The sequence below is a fragment of the Paracoccus hibiscisoli genome, from assembly GCF_005048265.1.
Taxonomy (GTDB): Bacteria; Pseudomonadota; Alphaproteobacteria; order Rhodobacterales; family Rhodobacteraceae; genus Paracoccus; species Paracoccus hibiscisoli.
In genome coordinates, this window is record NZ_SUNH01000093.1 from 1 (window position 1) to 1,496 (window position 1,496).

Sequence of the window (1,496 nt, forward strand, 5' to 3'; positions counted from 1 at the left end):
ACGGCTTTCATAATCCCCGCCGCCGGCAGTCAGCATTGGGCTGGAAAAGCCCGGGCGCCTTCGAACGGAGGGCCGCCTAAAATGAGCACGCGGAGCGGCACATAAACGCGACAGGTCCAATCTGGAGACCCGAGGGTTCTTGGCGGAGGCCGACTTGGGCGGCCTTGGCACCCATCATCAAGGCCGCGGAAATCCGTCACGTGCCTCGCGACCGTCCTGAGGACAGTGCGCCGTGAAACCGGTCACGCGATCATACCCGGTTTCTTTCCGGTGCGTGATCGCGGTTGCAGTCGTAGCGACAGGAGGGCGAACTTCGCGCATGCGAAAAACTATATCGCATCCTTGCGGCGACGCACCGGTGGCTGAAATGGGCCCGTGGCGTCTCTCGTGCCGTACGCAGCACCCGCCCGTAGTATTTATCGACCACGATCGCCATGGTTCGGGGCATGTGGGAGGTTCTGACCCGTTCAAGAACCTAAAGGGCCGTGCCGGAAATCGAGCTTTCTCGCCCGGCATTTGCTAGGCCGGATGCCGCTATCCACAATCATCCTCGGTGGTCCTCTGTGCGGTGTCGCGGACGCACTCTAAAATGAAGAGGTCGCGGCAGCAGGCGGTTGGCTGCGCGATCTCCGCAAGGAGCCGCGAGAGGATGTCCTGAACAACATCACCTCTGCGGCTCTGCGAAAGAACTGTCAACCGGATTTGAACCAGGAACCTGCAACAGGAGAGACGATGCAGCAGAAACACCCCGCAGCCGATGTCCGGCTGATCACCAAGACCGAGCTCTGCCGTCGCCTGGCCGCGAGCGAAGCCTCCATTGATCGCTGGCTGCGCTCCGATCCCAGCTTTCCGCATGCGAACAACGTCCTTCATGTGACGCTCTCGCTACCCGAAGGGATGACGGTGGACCGTGCTGCGTGGGTCGAGATGGCGCAGATGGCGATCGTCGGGCTGGGCCTGCCGCAGCGGCAGGTCCCTTGGCTCGCCTTTCGGCACCGCGACACGACGTGCGATCACCTGCACATGATGCTGATGGCGGCGACCTTCGCCGGCCGGACGCTCCGACTGCCCGACCTGCAGCACCGCTGCGAGCAGGTGCATGTCCGACTCTGCCGCGATCTCGGACTGTCGCCGCCGCGCTATCACCAACCGGCGGCAGGGCCGCGCCTCGAGGTGTTCGCCCCGTCGCGGCGCCTGCGCAGCGCGGATCGGCGCCGGATGGCGGCCGACATCGACACCGCACTCACACGCTGGAAGCCGACGGACCTGCCCGAGCTGCAGGCGGCGCTCGCGGCGTCGGGCTCCCCAGTGCGGGTCGAGGAGGTCAGGGAGGCCGAGCGCCGACAGATCACGTTCAGCCTAGGACGGACATGCGCCCAGCAATGGGCAACGGTGATCGGCGCGCCGCCTGTCCGGGACGGACGCGTCAGGCGGTTGTAGCCAGTGTAGCCATCCAGCTGCAGAATGCCGTCAAAGCCCTGCAGGATGCGCTCTGC

The 1,496-nt window shown here is 65.0% G+C and carries 2 pseudogenes; one reads left to right on the plus strand and one right to left on the minus strand.

From position 1 onward, the window contains the following. Nucleotides 1-732 precede the first annotated feature (732 nt). A pseudogene (locus tag FA740_RS20555) lies at nucleotides 733-1,116 on the plus strand (relaxase/mobilization nuclease domain-containing protein); the annotation flags it as partial. 224 nt (nucleotides 1,117-1,340) lie between these two features. On the opposite strand, the pseudogene FA740_RS19460 reads toward FA740_RS20555, so the two are convergent. Beyond that, nucleotides 1,341-1,496 (minus strand): annotated as a pseudogene (locus FA740_RS19460) (IS66 family transposase); the annotation flags it as partial.